Annotated in this window: 13 protein-coding genes and 1 pseudogene; 2 read left to right on the forward strand and 12 right to left on the reverse strand. The window is 70.5% G+C overall.

Annotation, left to right across the window (positions count from 1 at the left end; translation table 11 throughout):
- A pseudogene (locus tag ACZ32T_RS06465) lies at positions 1-1,131 on the forward strand (coagulation factor 5/8 type domain-containing protein); the annotation flags it as partial.
- 104 nt (positions 1,132-1,235) lie between these two features.
- Here the strand turns inward: ACZ32T_RS06465 and ACZ32T_RS06470 are convergent.
- The 4 genes from ACZ32T_RS06470 to ACZ32T_RS06485 form a co-directional block, all read right to left on the reverse strand.
- Complete coding sequence (locus ACZ32T_RS06470) at positions 1,236-3,389, reverse strand: hypothetical protein (RefSeq protein ID WP_467365696.1); 2,154 nt, start codon at positions 3,387-3,389, stop codon at positions 1,236-1,238.
- Between the two features lie 175 nt (positions 3,390-3,564).
- A complete protein-coding gene (locus tag ACZ32T_RS06475) occupies positions 3,565-4,026 on the reverse strand; it encodes a DUF6113 family protein (RefSeq protein WP_467267978.1) in 462 nt (153 codons plus the stop codon).
- A complete protein-coding gene (gene mshB, locus ACZ32T_RS06480; protein WP_467267980.1) occupies positions 4,023-4,940 on the reverse strand; it encodes an N-acetyl-1-D-myo-inositol-2-amino-2-deoxy-alpha-D-glucopyranoside deacetylase in 918 nt (305 codons plus the stop codon). The genes ACZ32T_RS06475 and mshB overlap by 4 nt, the downstream gene beginning before the upstream one ends.
- A 94-nt stretch (positions 4,941-5,034) precedes the next feature.
- Positions 5,035-5,229, reverse strand: coding sequence for a DUF2304 family protein (locus ACZ32T_RS06485; protein WP_056793925.1), 195 nt, complete (start codon positions 5,227-5,229; stop codon positions 5,035-5,037).
- 166 nt (positions 5,230-5,395) lie between these two features.
- Between ACZ32T_RS06485 and ACZ32T_RS06490 the strand changes: the two genes are divergently transcribed.
- A complete protein-coding gene (locus tag ACZ32T_RS06490; protein ID WP_467365698.1) occupies positions 5,396-7,522 on the forward strand; it encodes an alpha/beta fold hydrolase in 2,127 nt (708 codons plus the stop codon).
- A gap of 27 nt (positions 7,523-7,549) precedes the next feature.
- Here the strand turns inward: ACZ32T_RS06490 and ACZ32T_RS06495 are convergent, their stop codons facing one another.
- The 8 genes from ACZ32T_RS06495 to ACZ32T_RS06530 form a co-directional block, all read right to left on the reverse strand.
- Positions 7,550-8,683 carry a hypothetical protein gene (locus ACZ32T_RS06495; RefSeq protein ID WP_467365699.1) on the reverse strand — a complete coding sequence of 378 codons (1,134 nt, stop codon included), beginning with the start codon at positions 8,681-8,683 and terminating at the stop codon, positions 7,550-7,552.
- A gap of 206 nt (positions 8,684-8,889) precedes the next feature.
- The gene (locus tag ACZ32T_RS06500; protein WP_467267986.1) at positions 8,890-10,026 is read right to left on the reverse strand and encodes an ABC transporter ATP-binding protein; all 1,137 of its coding nucleotides are present in this window, start codon (positions 10,024-10,026) and stop codon (positions 8,890-8,892) included.
- Entirely contained in the window at positions 10,016-10,993 is a 978-nt protein-coding gene (locus ACZ32T_RS06505) for an ABC transporter ATP-binding protein (protein ID WP_467267988.1), read from the reverse strand. The genes ACZ32T_RS06500 and ACZ32T_RS06505 overlap by 11 nt, the downstream gene beginning before the upstream one ends.
- 13 nt (positions 10,994-11,006) lie before the next feature.
- Entirely contained in the window at positions 11,007-11,999 is a 993-nt protein-coding gene (locus ACZ32T_RS06510; RefSeq protein ID WP_467267990.1) for an ABC transporter permease, read from the reverse strand.
- Complete coding sequence (locus tag ACZ32T_RS06515) at positions 11,992-12,915, reverse strand: ABC transporter permease (protein ID WP_467267992.1); 924 nt, start codon at positions 12,913-12,915, stop codon at positions 11,992-11,994. Before ACZ32T_RS06515 ends, ACZ32T_RS06510 begins: the two co-directional genes overlap by 8 nt.
- A 92-nt stretch (positions 12,916-13,007) precedes the next feature.
- Positions 13,008-14,636: a peptide ABC transporter substrate-binding protein gene (locus tag ACZ32T_RS06520; RefSeq protein WP_467365701.1), complete on the reverse strand. Its 1,629-nt coding sequence runs from the start codon at positions 14,634-14,636 to the stop codon at positions 13,008-13,010.
- Between the two features lie 165 nt (positions 14,637-14,801).
- A complete protein-coding gene (locus ACZ32T_RS06525; RefSeq protein ID WP_467267996.1) occupies positions 14,802-15,944 on the reverse strand; it encodes an ABC transporter ATP-binding protein in 1,143 nt (380 codons plus the stop codon).
- A complete protein-coding gene (locus ACZ32T_RS06530) occupies positions 15,937-16,995 on the reverse strand; it encodes an ABC transporter ATP-binding protein (protein ID WP_467267997.1) in 1,059 nt (352 codons plus the stop codon). Before ACZ32T_RS06530 ends, ACZ32T_RS06525 begins: the two co-directional genes overlap by 8 nt.
- Between the last annotated feature and the right edge of the window lie 5 nt (positions 16,996-17,000).

Here is a 17,000-nt window from a genome sequence, read left to right on the forward strand (position 1 = left end):
GGCAACGGCGTCTGGAACATGACGTTCTCCGGCGTCGAGGGCGCCCCCGCCCAGAGCTTCCCCGAGCCGCCGTACACCACCCTGGACACCACCCCTGTCTCCCGCGAGAAGCCCTTCCTCTACCTCGACGGCGACGACTACAAGGTCTTCGTCCCCGCCAAGCGGACCGACGCACGGGGCACGACCTGGGCGGACGGAACGCCCGAGGGCGAGTCCATCCCCCTCGACCAGTTCTACGTCGTGAAGCCGGGCGCGACCGCGCAGACCATCAACGCGGCCGTGGACCAGGGCCTGCACCTGCTGTTCACCCCGGGCGTCTACCACGTCGACGAGACGATCAAGATCGACCGGGCGGACACCGTCGCGCTCGGCCTGGGCCTCGCCACGATCATCCCGGACAACGGGGTGACCGCGATCGAGGTCGGCGACGTCGACGGCGTCAAGCTCGCCGGACTCCTCGTGGACGCGGGACCGGTCAACTCCGAGACGCTCATCGAGGTCGGCCCCGACGGCGCGTCGGGCGACCACTCGGCCAACCCGACCAGCCTCCAGGACGTGTTCGTACGCATCGGTGGAGCCGGCCCCGGCAAGGCGACCACCAGCATCGTCGTCAACAGCGACGACACGATCATCGACCACACCTGGGTCTGGCGCGCGGACCACGGGGAGGGCGTCGGCTGGGAGACCAACCGCGCCGACTACGGCGTCCACGTCAAGGGCGACGACGTGCTGGCCACCGGGCTGTTCGTGGAGCACTTCAACAAGTACGACGTCCAGTGGTCCGGAGAGAACGGCAGGACGATCTTCTTCCAGAACGAGAAGGCGTACGACGCCCCGAACCAGGCCGCGATCCAGAACGGCGACATCAAGGGCTACGCCGCCTACAAGGTCGACGACTCCGTCACCACCCACGAGGGCTGGGGCATGGGCAGCTACTGCTACTTCAACGTCGACCCGACCATCCGCCAGCAGCACGGCTTCCAGGCCCCGGTGAAACCCGGGGTCAAGTTCCACGACCTGCTCGTCGTCTCCCTCGGCGGCCAGGGACAGTACGACCACGTCATCAACGACACCGGGTCCCCCACATCCGGTACGGACACCGTCCCGTCCCGGATCGTCTCCTTCCCCTAGACGTGGGCGGGGCCCGCAGACGAGGGAACGGGGCCCCGCCGCACGACGAACGCCCCCGCCCGGAGGTCCGGGCGGGGGCGTTCGTGCGTGCGGACCGCGTCCGGTCAGCCGGCGCCGGTCAGGTCGATCGTGGCGGTGCGCTCCGCAGGGGTCCTGCCGAGCAGCGCGCCCTGCATGGCCTGGGCCACGTCGGTGGGGCTGACCTGGTGCTTCTTCCCGTCGCCCTTGGTGATCATGATGCCGTCGAAGACGCCGTCCAGCAGGGTGTCGATCGCTTCCCTGTTGTAGACGGGGACCAGCTTGCCGTCGACCGGCTTCATGGACAGGATCTGCGGCAGGGACCTCGCGGGGCCGAAGTCGATCTGCTTGGGTCCTGCCTTGATGGTGACCAGGCCTGACATCGCCGGCTTCGCGAACTCCTTCATCGCCCGGTCCAGTTCGGCCTGGGTGATGGTGGGCTCGGTGGCGGCCACCGGCAGTTCGACGACGGCCGGCTCGCCGGTCTGAACCTGCGCGCGGTAGGCGTCCCGGACGGAGATCATCGACCGGTTGACGTCCAGCGACTTGCCCGACTTGCCGGGGACGGCCACGGCCTTGTTCGGCTCGAACTTGATGGTGCCGTCGTTGGAGGAGCCGGCGACGCCTGCCAGGTCGGTCAGCGCGACCCCCAGCTTCTCCTCGTCGACCGGGATCACCGGGTCGGCGGGACGCGCCCCGCCGAACAGGGAGCCGATCACCGAGACCGGGTTGTAGTCGCTGCCCGCGGCGCCGCGGACGGTCTCCTGGCTGTCCAGGGTGAGGCCGGCCTTGTCGGGGGCGAGCTTCTCCTCCTTGCCGTCCACGGACAGCCGCAGAGGCGTCCGGGCGCGCTTGCCAAGGGCGGCCTCCAGCTTGGTGACCGCCTCCGCCTTCGTGCCGCCGCCGATGTCGACTCCGAGCACGGTGGTGCCCTTGGGCACCTCGGAGTGGTTCATCAGCAGGCCGGCGCCGTAGGCCACGCCGAGCAGCACGACGACGGCCACGCCCAGCAGGACCACCTTGGAGCGGCCCTTCCTGGCGGGCGCCGCGGGCTTCGGGGCGGGCCGGGGGGCGGGAGCGGGTGCCGGGGCGCCCTCGTCCACCTGTCCGCCGCCCCTGGGGCCCTCGGGCGGCCGGGTCCCCACGGGCCCGCCCGGGAACGCCGAGCGGGGCTCCGCGGGGATGACGGGGATGCCGCTGGTGAGCGTGTCACCGGAGACATGGCCGCCGGACCCGGGGCCGGGGGCGGGAGCCTGCGGCGTCAGGATCGCGGTGTCGTCCGACATCCGCGGGGGTACGCCACCGGGGCCGCCGGGCCTGGGCCCGGACGGGCCGCCGGACGCCTGGCCGGGTCCGCCGGGTCCGCCGGGTCCGCCGGGTCCGCCGGGAAGACGGTCGAGGTTCGGTGTCAGGGACGAACTTCCGGGGGCCGGGCCGGTGGTCGGCCCGGAGGGGCCCTGGCCGGCCGGTGGCCGCATGCCGGTGCCCTGCGTGGACCGAGGACCGGAGTCGAGGTCGTCGAGGGCGCTGCGGCCGGGACGGGGTGCGCCGCCCGGGTCGCCGGGCCGCTGCGGACCGTCGGGGAAGTACGGCATGTCCGTGCGGGGCGGCGTGGGGCCACCGCCCGCGCCGGAGGGACCGCCGACGGATCCACCAGCGGGCCCCTGGCCCTGCCCTGCGCCAGGACGCTGACCGGGACCGGGGCCCTGACCGGGACCGGGGCCCTGACCGGGCGCGCCCGCGGCCGAGGCCGCCGGTGCGGCGCCCACGCCCGGGACGGGGGCCGGGGCCTTGCGCGGCGCGAACCAGTCGCTGCCGCTCTTCTCCCTGGCCGGCTTCTCGGCCGGGGCGTCGGCGGCCGGGCCGCCGTCACGCGCGTCCGGGCCGGGAGCGGGCGCTCCACCGGAGGACGGCGCGGGTGCGCCGGGCCTCGGAGTGGTGCCCGTGCGCTCCGGGTCCGGACGGTCGGCGGACGCGTCACTCATCGGCGTACGCATGACGACCGGCGGGATCGGACGCGAGCCCGGAATGTTGATCCGGATACGCGTCGTCAGCGTCGTCTCTGTTCTGGGCTCCTCGGGCTGAGGCGGATCCGCAGGCTCCGGAGTCTCCTCCGGCCCGTCCTGGGACGGGTGCAGCGACGGATACTGGCGTGATCCGTACGGCGGCGTACCCGACGGGTACGCGGCTCCTCCGCGCCCCTGGGGCCCGGAGGACGAACTGTCAGTTTCACGACTCAAAGCAGGTTCTCCCGATTGGCTCCGCCGCCCGTACTTCCCCCATGCCGCAGGCCAGGGGACGGCTCGGCGCGCGCACCACCATACTGGCCGCCACCGTAAGACTCTCCGCGCCCGGGGGGAACAAGGATGCACCCATCACCGCGCGGAGGAGCAATCCGGGAGCGGACATACCACATCACGCGCCGGTCGGGCCGGTGCCATCGGCCGGATACCGCAGCCGCGACATCGTGGCACACATCACAGCGACGGCCGTCCCTCCGAGCATGAAGAGCGCCAGGCCGAGCTCCTGGCCGAAGACGTAGTCGCCCTCGGGCCGCCCGCCGAGGAGGAGCACCAACGCGATGAACCACCCCACCGCCGGCGCCAGGGCGCCGAGCTGTGTCCCTGTCAGCACCCGGCCGCCGTAGAACAGACCCGCCGACGCCGCGAGGGCGAGCAGCAACCCGCCCGGGAACAGGGCCGCCTGGACGAGGGTGCCGGCGATCCCGACAGCCGCGCCGAGCACCGCGAGTCCCACGTACAGGGGGATCCGCGCGGGGTTCAGGGGCGCGGCGAGACCGGTGGGGGCGGGGCTCCTGGGCGGGGCGTCGGTGCGGGGCGCCTGTGACGAGGCGCGTGGCCTCTGCCTGCTGCTCATGTCCGTGCTCCCGGTGCGAGGGCCGCGTCCGTCACGCCCGCGAAGAGATCCTGCTCGCGGGAACCGTCGTCCCCGCCCTGGGTGCCCCGCACCAACTCGTAGTACTCGGTGGTGAAAAGGGGCTGTCCCAAGTCGTTCGAAAGAGCGAAGAACGGTCCGTCCACGGCGATCTGGGTGGCGTGCGCCCGCATGGCCTCGGTCTTGGCCGTGGCGTACGCCGAACCGTCGATCTCCGCCGTGATCCGCGCGTCGTCCACCACACCGGGCACGTCGTCGACCGCGGCGATCCCCGGGAAGGCGTCGGGTGCGGTGTCCCGCAGCCGCGCGAAGGCCGCCTCGGCCACGGAGCGGGGCACCCGGTTCCAGTAGATCTTGGCGACGGTGTGCGGGGCTCCGGCGTCGGCGTCGTACGCGGGATCGGCGGCCAGGTCGGCCGCGCGCATCGCGACGCGGTGCGCCTGGATGTGGTCCGGGTGGCCGTATCCGCCGTCGGGGTCGTACGTGACGAGGACCTGGGGGCGCAGGGAGCGGATCACTCCGACGAGGTGCCCTGCCGCCTCGTCGAGGTCGGCGGCCCAGAAGGCGCCGGGCCGGTGATTCTGCCCGGTGCCCATCATCCCGGAGTCACGGAACCTGCCGGGGCCGCCCAGGAACCGGTGGTCGGTGACCCCGAGCGCCCGCATCGCGGCGGCGAGTTCGCCGATGCGGTGGTCGCCCAGTCCGCCGTCCCGGTCGGCGGCGAGGTGCGCGAGGTCCGGCGGGATGACCTCGCCCTCCTCGCCGAGGGTGCACGTCACGAGGGCGACGTGGGCGCCCTCGGCCGCGTACCTGGCCATGGTGGCGCCGTTGTTGATCGACTCGTCGTCGGGGTGCGCGTGCACCAGGAGCAGACGGCGGGTGGGGAGGTCCTTCATGGGACCACCCTACGAGCAGGCCGGCCCACCGGCCGAACGCCCCACGGTGTGGGGGACGCCCGGCGGGGTACCCGTCAGGGGGGCGGGACGGTCGTCAGAACTTGATGCCCCCGATCATGCCTGCCACGTTCGACGTCACCTCCGAGATGGTCGGGGCGATCGACGAGCTCGCCATGTAGAAGCCGAGCAACATGCAGACCACCGCGTGTCCGCCCTTCAGTCCGGATTTCCGGATCAGCAGGAAGACGACGATCGCCAGCAGCACCACCGCCGAAATCGAGAGTGCCACGGCGGTTCACCTCCATCAGTACGGTCGGGACGGGCAGCACACATGGAGCCAGCAGGTTCATACCCACCGAGCGCTACGGATCATAACTATCCGTGCCGACGCATTGATCGGGGCACAGCAGCACGAGGGGCGCACGGACCGGCCGCCGCAGACTAGGTTCAGGGCCATGACCTCGCAGAAGTTGACCTTTCCCCGCCAGCACGCCAGAACCCAGCGGTTCACTCTCGGCGCACCCCGCGCCTTCACCGTCTCACCGGATGGGACGCGGGTGCTGTTCCTCCGGTCGGCCTCCGGCACCGACCGGACGACCCGGCTCATGGTGCTGGACACCGCGACGGGCGACGAGCGGATCGCGGCCGATCCGGAGACCCTGCTGGGCGGTTCGGCGGAGAAGCTGTCGCCCCAGGAGAGGGCGCGGCGCGAGCGGACGCGGGAGGGCTCGGCGGGGATCGTGGGCTACGCGGTGGACGACGCGGCCGAGTTGGCGGCCTTCGCGCTCTCGGGGAAGGCGTACGTCGCCGAGTTGAGGGCGGGCACGGCACGGGCTCTGCCCGTGCCGGGTCCGGTGATCGACCCGCGCCCCTCCCCCGACGGCCGGCACATCGCCTACGTGGCGCGGGGCGCGCTGCGCGTCGTGGGGGCGGAGGGCGAGGGCGACCGGGCGGTCGCGGAGCCGGAGGACGCGCACACGTCGTACGGCCTCGCGGAGTTCGTCGCGGCCGAGGAGATGAGCCGCTACCGCGGCTTCTGGTGGTCGCCGGACTCGGACCGCCTGCTGGTCGCCCGGGCCGACGACAGCGCCGTACAGCGGTGGTGGATCGCCGATCCGGCACACCCCGGGAGCAAGCCGGCCGAGGTGGCCTATCCGGCTGCGGGGACGGCCAACGCCGAGGTGCGGCTCTTCGTGACGGCCCTGGACGGGACCCGCACGGAGGTCGTCTGGGACCGGTCCCGCTTCCCCTATCTGGCGCGGGTGCACTGGTCATCGCACGGCGCCCCGCTGCTTCTGGTGCAGGCCCGTGACCAGCGCAGCCAGCTGTATCTGGCCGTCGACACGGAGAGCGGCGCGACCCGCACGGTGCACGTCGACGAGGACGGTGTGTGGCTTGATCTTTTCGCCGGGGTGCCCGCCTGGGCGCCCGACGGGCGGCTCGTGCGGGTCGCCGACGAGGGGGGCGCGCGGGTGCTCTCGGTCGGCGACCGGCCGCTGACCGGTGACCAGCTGCACGTCCAGGCGGTGCTGGACATCGGGGAGTCCGACATCCTGGTGCAGGCGACCGCGGGTGAGGGCGCGGCGGACCCGGAGACGGGGCAGAGCCATGTGTACCGGGTCAACGAGCTGGGCGTGGAGCGCGTCAGCGAGGGGCCCGGGGTGCACTCCGCGGTGCGGGTCGGCGGTGTGACGGTGCTGGTCTCGGCGTCCCTCGAGCACCCCGGGGCGGCAGTGCGGGTGCTGCGGGACGGCAAGCGGATCGCCGATGTGGCGAACCTCGCCCAGGAGCCGGTCCTGACCGCGAACGTACGGCTGACGGAGGGGGGCGCACGGCGGATCCCGTGCGCCGTGCTGCTCCCCACCGGATACAAGGAATCGGACGGCCCGCTCCCGGTGCTGATGGACCCCTACGGCGGGCCGCACGGCCGGCGGGTGGTCGCGGCCCACAATCCGCACCTCACGTCCCAGTGGTTCGCGGACCACGGTTTCGCCGTGATCGTCGCGGACGGCCGGGGCGCGCCCGGCCGTTCGCCCGGCTGGGAGAAGGCGGTGCGGGACGACCTGACGCTCACCCTGGACGACCAGGTCGAAGCGCTGCACGCCCTGGCCGGGCGCTTCCCGCTGAATCTCTCCAAGGTGGCGATGCGCGGCTGGTCGTACGGCGGCTACCTCTCGGCACTCGCGGTGCTGCGGCGTCCCGATGTCTTCCACGCGGCCGTCGTCGGCGCTCCGGTGACGGACTGGCGGCTGTACGACACCCACTACACCGAGCGCTATCTCGGCGACCCGGCGGCACAGCCCGAGGTGTACGCCCGCAACTCCCTGGTGACCGACGAGGGGCTCTCCGAGCCGGCCGACGCCGTGCGGCCGATGATGATCGTCCACGGGCTCGCGGACGACAACGTGGTGGTCGCCCACGCGCTGCGGCTCTCGTCCGCGCTGCTGTCCGCCGGGCGCCCGCACGAGGTGCTGCCGCTGAGCGGGGTGACGCACATGACCCCGCAGGAGCAGGTGGCCGAAAACCTGCTGTTGCTCCAGGTGGACTTCCTCCGGCGGTCCCTGGGTCTGCCGCGGGCGTAGGCCCCTGGCAGCCCCTCGGACCGGCCGTCACCAACCGGGCGGCGGGGAGACGGGCGGCGGCGGGTTGCCGGGCCCGCCGCCTGTCTGCGGATAGCCGTAAGGAGGCGTGCCGGTCTGCGGGTAGCCGTAACCGGGCGTGCCGGCCTGCGGGTAGCCGTAACCGGGCGCCCCGGCCTGCGGGTAGCCGTAACCGGGCGCCCCGCTCTGCGGATAGCCGTAGCCCCCGTACCCCTCGTTCCGTCCGTCGGTGTTCTCGAAGCCCCTGCGCGCCAGGACGAGGAGAGCCGTGGCCCCGGCGAAGGCGAGGAGGAACGAGGTGGCCATGCTGAGCTGCTGTTCGAGCGGCGCCCCGCCGATGTTCTCCAGCCACCCGTTGTCGAGGACGCGGGCGATTCCGCAGCCGCCGGAGACCAGCAGGAAACCGGCGACGATCATGCCGAGCGGGCGGGCGTGGACGGCGCGGAAGAGCGCGGTCCAGGCCACCACCAGGCAGGCCGTCCCCAGCGCGATGCCGCTCCAGCCGGGCGGGGTGGCCGTGAGCCCGAGCGTGAGGGACTTTCCGCCGATGAACCAGGCGGGATGGAGCGCGTCGGGGAGAGTGAAGAGCCGGCGGATCTCCCAGGCGATCAGGACCGCCCCCGAGGTGCCGAGCACCAGGAAGGCCGTGACCCCGGCGCCCTGGCCGGGCCGGGTGGGCAGCGGCTCGTCGGAGTCGTAGGAGTCGACGGGTTGTCTGCGGCCCGCGGCTCCGGTGACGACGAGTGCGAGTCCGGCGGCCAGGGCGACGAAGGTGCCGATGAGGGCCCGGGTGCGGAGCTCGTCCTCGAACCGCCCGTCCATCCAGGACGATCCGATGGTCCAGACGCCGGGCAGCCGCAGGGCGAGCGTGACCAGGCCGGTGGCGACCAGTGTGGACGCGGCGACCGAGGAGCGCAGCGCGGCGATCAGCGCGAGGACGTAGACGACGAGCAGCACCGGATCGGCCTGGAGGGTGGCGGGCAGCGCCTTCGGCCAGCCGTCCGTGTAGCCGGCCCAGTACCGCAGCAGGACCGGCACGTCACCGACGGCCCGCAGATCCCGCACGATCCATCCCGCGACGACGGCCGCGAGCACGGCGCACAGCACCGCTCCGGTGATCCTGGCTCCCCGTGTGAGTATCACACCGGCGATACTCCACCGCGGTCCGCCGATGAACAAGGGGACCTGTGGGGCGGGGCGGGCTCGTGCAGCCGGCCGGGGCGACGTGATGAACGCCCCGGCCGGTTCACGGCACCCGCACGGCCGTACGCTCTCCATGGTGGGAGGTCCGTATATCGGTGCGACGACGGTCAAGTTGCCTCTGTGTTAACGAACATGAGGATCAATTATCAGCTTTTTTCATCCTCGGGCGCCTCCCGTACGTCCTCCGGTGGCACCACCTGCTTCTCCTCCGCGAAGTGGCACGCCGAGTCGTGCCGGGCGGGCGTCTCCGTGTCCCGGAGGACCGCCGGGACCGCCAGCAGCGGCACCTCCAGCTCGCACCGTTCCTGCGCCTTCCAGCACCGGGTGCGGAAGCGGCAGCCGGACGGGATGTTCGCCGGTGAGGGCACGTCACCGTGCAGGATGATCCGCTCGCGGTGCTCACGGGCCGTCGGGTCGGGCACCGGGACGGCCGACAGCAGCGCCTGGGTGTAGGGGTGCGTCGGGTGGTCGTAGATCTCCTCGTCCGTGCCGATCTCGACGATCCTGCCGAGGTACATGACGCCGACCCGGTCGGAGATGTGCCGGACGATCGAGAGGTCGTGCGCGATGAAGAGGAAGCTCAGGTCGAATTCGCTCTGCAGCCGGTCCAGCAGGTTGACGACCTGGGCCTGGACGGACACGTCGAGCGCGGAGACCGGTTCGTCGGCGACGATGATCTCGGGGTTGAGCGCGAGGCCCCGGGCGATCCCGATGCGCTGGCGCTGACCGCCGGAGAACTGGTGCGGATACCGGTTGATGTACTCCGGGTTCAGACCGACGACGTCCAGCAGGTCCTGTACCTTCTGCCGACGGCTGCCCTTGGGCGCCACCTCGGGGTGGATCTCGTACGGCTCCCCGATGATGTCGCCGACCGTCATGCGCGGGTTCAGCGAGGTGTACGGGTCCTGGAACACCATCTGGATGTTGCGGCGCACGGCCTTCAGGGCGCGCCCTGAAAGCTTGGTGACGTCCTCGCCCTTGTAGCGGATCGAGCCCCCGGTCGGCGGCTCCAGGTGGACGAGCATCTTGGCGACGGTCGACTTGCCGCAGCCGGACTCCCCCACGATGCCGAGCGTCTCGCCCGCCGCGAGGTCGAAGTCCACGCCGTCGACGGCCTTGACCGCGCCGACCTGCTTCTTGAAGAGGATGCCCCGGGTCAGCGGGTAGTGCTTGACCAGCCCGCGCACCTCCAGGATCGGGTCACCCCCGGCGTACGGGCGCACGGGCGCCTCGGCCCGGAGCGTGGAACCGCCGCCCCCGCGACCCGTCTCGTCAGCGTGCATCGAGCGTCTCCTTCCAGAAGTGGCAGGCGCTCCGGCGTTCCTCGTCCACGGTGTAGAGCGGCGGCACGTCCGTGCGGCACACGGCCTGCGCCATGGGGCAGCGCGGGTGGAAGGCGCAGCCCGGCGGGATGTGCAGCAGGTTGGGCGGCAGCCCCTTGATCGCGTAGAGCTCCTGGCCCTTCTGGTCCAGACGCGGGATCGACCTCAGCAGGCCCTTGGTGTACGGGTGGGCCGGTGCCTTGTAGATCTCGTGGACGGGTGAGGTCTCGACGATCCGGCCCGCGTACATCACGGCGATCTTGTCGGCGACGTCGGCGACCACACCGAGGTCGTGCGTGATCAGGATCAGGCCCATGCTGAGCTCGCGCTGCAGCTCCGCGAGCAGCTCCATCACCTGGGCCTGGACGGTCACGTCGAGGGCGGTGGTCGGTTCGTCGGCGATGATCAGGTCGGGCTCCAGGGCCAGCGCCATCGCGATCATGATCCGCTGGCGCATACCGCCGGAGAACTGGTGGGGGAAGTCGCCCACCCGCTGCCGGGCCGCCGGGATGCGCACCCGGTCCATCAGCTCGATCGCCTTGGCCTTGGCGTCGCCGCGCGACATCCCCCGGTGCACGACGAACATCTCACCGAGCTGCGCGCCCACGCTGAGTACCGGATTGAGCGAGGACAGTGCGTCCTGGAAGATCATGGCCATCTCCTGGCCGCGGATCCGCCGGCGGTCCTCGCTCCTGAGCTTCAGCAGGTCGCGGTCCTTGAAGAGGATCTCGCCCCCGCTGATCTTTCCGGGCGGCATGTCGAGGATGCCCATGATCGCCTGGGCGGTGACGGACTTGCCCGAGCCGGACTCGCCGAGGACGGCGAGCGTCTCCCCCTCGGACACCGAGTAGTTGACCCCGTTGACGGCCTTGGCGACGCCGTCCCGGGTGTGGAACTCCACGTGCAGATCGCGCACTTCGAGCAACATGGCAGCGGGCTCCTCAGCGCAGCTTGGGGTCGAGGGCGTCGCGCACCGCGTCGCCGAGCATGATGAAGGCGAGCACGGTGACCGCCAGCGCCCCGGCCGGCCAGAGCAGCATGTGCGGGGCGTTGCGGATGTACTGGGAGGCGGCGGAGATGTCGATCCCCCAGGAGACCGCCGGCGGCTTCAGGCCCACCCCGAGGAACGACAGGGTCGCCTCCAGCGAGATGTACGTACCGAGGGCGATGGTCGCGACGACGATCACCGGGGCGATGGCGTTGGGGGTGATGTGCCGGAGCATCATCCGCGAGTTCGAGGCACCCAGCGCGCGGGCGGCCTGGACGTAGTCGTTCTGTTTGACGGTGATGACGGAGCCCCGGGCGATGCGTGCGATCTGGGGCCAGCCCAGCAGCACGATGAAGCCGATCACGGGCCAGACGGTGGAGCTGGTGACGACGGACAGGAAGACCAGCCCGCCCAGGACCACGGGGATGCCGAAGAAGACGTCCGTGAGGCGGGAGAGCACGGCGTCCCACGTCCCGCCGAAGAAGCCGGCGAGGCCGCCCAGCACGCCCCCCAGCAGCGAGACCCCGAGGGTGGAGAGGACACCGACGGCCACCGAGGTCCGCGCGCCGTAGACGGTGCGGGTGTAGACGTCGCAGCCCTGTCCGTCGAAGCCGAAGGGGTGCCCGGGCTGGGAGCCCTCCTGGGCCTTGGCCAGGTCGCAGTCGAGGGGGTCCTGGCCGGCGATCAGCGACGGCCAGATCGAGATGATCACCAGGAAGAGGATGACCAGTGCGGAGATGATGAAGACCGGGTTGCGGCGCAGGTCGCGCCAGGCGTCGGACCACAGGCTGCGCGGCTTGCCGGTGGGCCCGGTGCCCTCGGGGCCTCCGGGCGTCTTCTCCAGGGTGGTGCCCTCGTCCATGGCGAGGTCCATCGCGCCGCCCGCGCCGGCGCCCGAGATCGCTCCGCTGTCCGTCGTCCCGTCCCACGGCTTCGGCTCAGGCATAGCGGATCCTCGGGTCGAGTACGGCGTACAGGAGGTCGACGATCAGGTTGGCCGCCAGGAAGACGAGGACCAGCACGGTGACGAACCCGACGACGGTCTGGGAGTTCTGGCGCAGGATTCCCTGGTAGAGCTGGTAGCCGACTCCGTGGATGTTGAAGATGCGCTCGGTGACGATCGCCCCGCCCATCAGGGCGCCCACGTCCGTACCGATGAAGGTGATGACCGGGATCAGGGAGTTGCGCAGCAGGTGCCGCACGACCACGCGGCGTCTGGGGAGGCCCTTGGCGACGGCGGTACGGACGTAGTCGGCGCGGGCGTTCTCGGCGATCGACGTGCGGGTGAGCCGGGTGACGTAGGCCAGCGAGACGGAGGCCAGGACGAGTCCGGGCACGATGAGTTCGTCGACCGGGGCTTCCGAGGAGACGGACGGCTTGATGATGCCCCACTCCACGCCCAGGAGGAGCTGGAGCAGCAGACCGGTGACGAACGTCGGTACGGAGATGACGACCAGGGTCAGGATCAGCACCGTGGTGTCGACGGGCCGGCCGCGGCGCAGGCCGGTGACGACGCCGAGGCTGATGCCGATGACGATCTCGAACACGATGGCGACGATGGTGAGCCGGATGGTGATCGGGAAGGCGGTGCCCATCAGCTCCGTGACCTTCTGACCGTTGAACGCGGTGCCGAAGTCGCCGGTGAAGACGTTGCCCATGTAGGTCAGGTACTGCTGCCAGACCGGCTTGTCGAGGCCGAACTCGCTGCGCAGCTGGGCGGCGGTCGCGGGGTCGCACTGGCGGTCGCCGCAGAGGCCCGCGACGGGGTCGCCCATCACGTTCACCATGAGGAAGATCAGCAGCGTGGTGCCGAAGAAGACCGGGATCATCTGCAGCAGCCGCCGGATCACATAACGTCCCATGAGGGCTCCCGGGGGTCGGGGCTGGCGGGCGGAAGGACCGGAAAGCCGGGTGGCCGGTGCGGCTGCCGCACCGGCCACCCGGCTTCAGCGGGTCACTTGACCTTGATCTGGTCGTACACCGGGACGCTGAAGGGGTTCAGCGAGACGTTCTCGACCCTGTCCGAGTAGCCCGCGCTGCCGTTCTGGTACCAGAGCGGGATGACGGGCATCTGCTCGACGAGGACCTTCTCCGCGTCCTGGAAGGTGGCGACGGCCTTGGCCTTGTCACTCTCCGCGTTGGCCTTGTCGACCAGGTCGTCGAATTTCCGGTCGCTCCACTTCCCGTCGTTGGACGGGGCGTTGGTGTAGTAGAGCGGCTGGAGGAAGTTCTGGATCAGCGGGTAGTCCATCTGCCAGCCCGCGCGCCAGGCTCCGGTCAGTTTCTGGGTGGAGACCTGGCTGCGGAAGTCGGCGAAGGTGCCGACGGGCCCGCCGACACACGCCTTGTTGTTGCCCATGACGTTGTTGATGCTGTTGCAGACCGCGTCCACCCACTCCTTGTGGGAGCCGGTGTCGGCGTTGTACGAGATCTTGAGCTGGCCGCCGGGGATGCCGCCGCCCTCCTCGATCAGCTTCTTGGCCTCCGCCTTGTCGTACTCGCAGGCGGGGCCGCAGAGGCCCTTCTTGAAGCCGCCCTCGGCGCCGAGGACCGGCGAGGTCCAGTCGGAGGCGGGGGTGCGGGTCTTCTGGAAGATCTGGTCGGTGATCTGAGCCCGGTTGATCGCCATGGACAGTCCCCGGCGGACCTTGGTCGCGTCCGGGGTGTCCCAGGCCTTCTCGTAGAAGGGGAAGGCGAGCGTCTGGATGATGCCGGCGGGTGTGTTGATGTACCGGTCGCCCAGGTCCGCCTCGACGTTCTTGAGCTGGGAGGCGGGTACGTCGTCGACCAGGTCGAGGTTGCCCGCGGTCAGGTCGGTGTAGGCGGTGTTGTTGTCGGTGTAGACCTTGAGGTCGATGCCGCCGTTCTGCGCCTTGTCCGCACCGGGGTAGTCGTCCCACCGGCGCAGGTTCATCGACGAGCCCTTGGCGTACTGCTCGATGGTGTAGGGACCGTTGCCGATGGGCTTGGAGAGCCAGGCGTCGTGGTCGGTGTAGAAGACCTTGGGCAGCGGCACGAACGCGGCGTAGCCGAGGGTGTCGGGCCAGAGGGAGAACTTCTGCGACAGCTTGGCGGTGAAGGTCGTGCCGTTGACCACCTTGAGGCCGGAGAGGCTGGTGGCGGACGCCGCGCCGGACTCCGGGTGCACCTTGTCGTAGCCGTCGATGTACTGGAAGAAGTAGGCGTTCTTCTGGTTGTTCTTCAGAGCGGCGCCGTAGTTCCAGGCGTCGACGAACGACTTCGCGGTGATCTTCTCGCCGTTGCTGAAGGTCCAGTTGTCCTTGATCGTGATCGTGAAGTTCTGCGAGTCCGTCGACTCGATCTTCTCGGCGATCTCGTTCTGGGCCTCGCCGGTCTTGGGGTCGTAGCGCACGAGTCCGCGGAAGACCATGTCGAGGACCTTGCCGCCCTGCACCTCGTTCGTGTTCGCCGGCTCCAGCGGGTTCTGCGGGTCTCCCCAGGACGAGCTCACGATCCCGTCGGCGCCACTGCCGCCACCGCTGTCCCCGCCGCCGCAGGCCGTGGCCGCCAGGGCGACAGCGACGGCGCATGCGGCCCACCTGGCCTGTGTGGCTCCGCGCATGGAGTGCCTCCTAGGGTTCCCTTGAGTGGCTCAATGCCTCATATCACCCCATATGACACCCCGTCGCATGTCGGCCTACGCCGTACGCCGTACGGGCGGGACCGAACGCCGGAACGCCCGGCCCCACGGAGGGGGCCGGGCGTTCCGGTTCGGTCGGATCAGGTACTACGCCGCGTGGACGACGTCCTTCTCCTCGGCGAAGTGGCAGGCCGACTCGTGGGCCGCCGGCGTGTCCGAGGCCTTGAAGCGCTCGGGGATCGCCAGCAGCGGCACCTCGGTGGCGCACTTGTCCTGGGCCTTCCAGCACCGCGTACGGAAGCGGCAGCCGGACGGCGGGTTCGCCGGCGACGGGACGTCGCCGGAGAGGATGATGCGCTCGCGGCCGTCACGGGCCTCGGGGTCCGGGACGGGGACCGCCGACAGCAGCGCCTGGGTGTAGGGGTGCGTCGGGTGGTCGTAGATCTGCTGGTCCGTGCCGATCTCGGCCATCTTGCCGAGGTACATGACCCCGACCCGGTCCGAGATGTGCCGGACGATCGACAGGTCGTGCGCGATGAAGAGGTAGGAGAGGTTGAACTCGTCCTGGAGCTTCGCCATCAGGTTGATGACCTGCGCCTGCACCGACACGTCGAGCGCGGAGACCGGCTCGTCGCAGATGATGATCTCCGGGTTGAGCGCGAGGCCCCGGGCGATCCCGATGCGCTGGCGCTGACCGCCGGAGAACTGGTGCGGATACCGGTTGATGTACTCCGGGTTCAGACCGACGACGTCCAGCAGCTCCTGCACCTTGCGGCGCCGCTCACCCTTCGGGGCCGCCTCGGGGTGGATCTCGAAGGTCTCCCCGATGATGTCGCCGACCGTCATACGCGGGTTCAGCGAGGTGTACGGGTCCTGGAACACCATCTGGATGTTGCGGCGCACGGCCTTCAGGGCGCGCCCGGACAGCTTGGTGATGTCCTGGCCCTTGTAGAAGACCTCACCGGCGGTGGCCCGCTCCAGCGTCATCAGGAGCTTGGCGACCGTGGACTTGCCACAGCCGGACTCGCCCACGATGCCGAGCGTCTCGCCCTGGTAGAGATCGAACGAGATCCCGTCCACGGCCTTGACCGCGCCGACCTGCTTCTTGAACAGGATGCCCTGGGTCAGCGGGAAGTGCTTCACCAGGTTGCGCACCTGGAGGATCGGCTCGCCCTGCGAGACCGGCGCGTCCACGGCCGCGATGGCCTCGGACTCCGTGCTCGCGTTGACCGTCGCCACTTCGGTGACGTTCGGGGTGGCGTCCACGGGCCCCTTCTCGAGGTCAGCCATGGATCGTCTCCTTCCAGAAGTGGCAGGCGCTGCCGCGGCCGACCAGCTCGGTACCGTCCTGCTCGGTCACCGGGAACAGCGCCGGGATCTCCGTACGGCAGATGTCCTGCGCCATCGTGCAGCGCGGGTTGAAGGCACAGCCGGACGGCACGTGCAGCAGGTTGGGCGGCAGGCCCTTGATCGCGTAGAGCTCCTGGCCCTTCTGGTCCAGGCGCGGGATCGACTCCAGCAGGCCCTTGGTGTACGGGTGCGCGGGGCGCTTGTAGATCTCGTGGACCGGAGCGGTCTCGACGATCCGGCCCGCGTACATCACGGCGATCTTGTCGGCGACGTCGGCGACCACACCGAGGTCGTGCGTGATCAGGATCAGGCCCATGTTGAAGTCGCGCTGGAGCTCCGCGAGCAGGTCCATGACCTGCGCCTGCACGGTCACGTCGAGCGCCGTGGTGGGCTCGTCCGCGATGATCAGGTCGGGCTCCAGGGCCAGCGCCATCGCGATCATGATCCGCTGGCGCATACCGCCGGAGAACATGTGCGGGTAGTCGTTGACCCGCTCCTTGGCCGCCGGGATGCGCACGCGGTCCATCAGTGCGATGGCCTTGGCCTTGGCCTCCTTCTTGGAGAGGCCCTGGTGCACGCGGAACATCTCGCCGAGCTGGTAGCCCACCGAGAGGACCGGGTTCAGCGAGGAGAGCGCGTCCTGGAAGATCATGGCGATCTTCTGGCCGCGGATCTGCCGGCGCTCCTCGTTGGACATCTTGAGCATGTCCTGGCCGCGGAAGAAGATCTCTCCCTTGGGGATGCGGCCCGGAGGCATGTCCAGGATGCCCATGATCGCCTGGGCGGTCACGGACTTGCCGGAACCGGACTCGCCGAGCACGGCGAGGGTCTCGCCGGCGCTGACGCTGTAGTTGACTCCGTTGACGGCCTTGGCGACGCCGTCACGGGTGTGGAACTCCACGTGCAGATCGCGGACTTCGAGCAGCGGACCGCTCTCGTCGTTCGAACCACGCGGAGCAGGAACATCCGCCGTCTTGTCGATGATGGTCATGTACG

This window comes from Streptomyces sp. NPDC023573 (genome assembly GCF_055559735.1).

Coding starts and splice junctions, on each gene's coding strand:
- ACZ32T_RS06510 (WP_467267990.1), bottom strand. CDS start 11,999: ATGCCTGAGCCGAAGCCGTGGGACGGGACGACGGACAGCGGAGCGATC.
- ACZ32T_RS06525 (WP_467267996.1), bottom strand. CDS start 15,944: ATGGCTGACCTCGAGAAGGGGCCCGTGGACGCCACCCCGAACGTCACC.
- ACZ32T_RS06505 (WP_467267988.1), bottom strand. CDS start 10,993: ATGTTGCTCGAAGTGCGCGATCTGCACGTGGAGTTCCACACCCGGGAC.
- ACZ32T_RS06515 (WP_467267992.1), bottom strand. CDS start 12,915: ATGGGACGTTATGTGATCCGGCGGCTGCTGCAGATGATCCCGGTCTTC.
- ACZ32T_RS06475 (WP_467267978.1), bottom strand. CDS start 4,026: ATGAGCAGCAGGCAGAGGCCACGCGCCTCGTCACAGGCGCCCCGCACC.
- mshB (WP_467267980.1), bottom strand. CDS start 4,940: ATGAAGGACCTCCCCACCCGCCGTCTGCTCCTGGTGCACGCGCACCCC.
- ACZ32T_RS06530 (WP_467267997.1), bottom strand. CDS start 16,995: ATGACCATCATCGACAAGACGGCGGATGTTCCTGCTCCGCGTGGTTCG.
- ACZ32T_RS06490 (WP_467365698.1), top strand. CDS start 5,396: ATGACCTCGCAGAAGTTGACCTTTCCCCGCCAGCACGCCAGAACCCAG.
- ACZ32T_RS06500 (WP_467267986.1), bottom strand. CDS start 10,026: ATGCACGCTGACGAGACGGGTCGCGGGGGCGGCGGTTCCACGCTCCGG.
- ACZ32T_RS06520 (WP_467365701.1), bottom strand. CDS start 14,636: ATGCGCGGAGCCACACAGGCCAGGTGGGCCGCATGCGCCGTCGCTGTC.